This window comes from Neisseria sp. P0009.S008 (assembly GCF_051958615.1).
GTDB classification, from domain to species: Bacteria; Pseudomonadota; Gammaproteobacteria; order Burkholderiales; family Neisseriaceae; genus Neisseria; species Neisseria subflava.
In genome coordinates, this window is sequence record NZ_JBQCVG010000080.1 from 1 (window position 1) to 253 (window position 253).

The following is a 253-nucleotide window of genomic DNA, read 5'->3' on the forward strand; positions in this document are numbered from 1 at the left end:
GTCTGAAACAGGGTTTCGACGGCAATGTCGCGGTGGACGATATTGACGGGCTGGTTGCCGCCTTGGATGTTTTGTTTTTGAACGAGGCGGCTGACGGGGTGGCGTTCGGCGCAATAAAGCCCGCCCAGGCGCAGGATGTCGATATTCGGAACGCCGCTGTCGAGCAGGTATTGCTCGGCGGCGAGGATTTGGCGGGCGGACTCGGTTTGCGGATCGGGTATGGCAGTTTCGTCGCATTCGCGCGCTTTATCGC

General features: G+C 60.1%; 1 pseudogene. It reads right to left on the reverse strand.

The features are described 5' to 3' along the window. Positions 1–253 (reverse strand): annotated as a pseudogene (locus tag ACTHSQ_RS11350) (SDR family NAD(P)-dependent oxidoreductase); the annotation flags it as partial.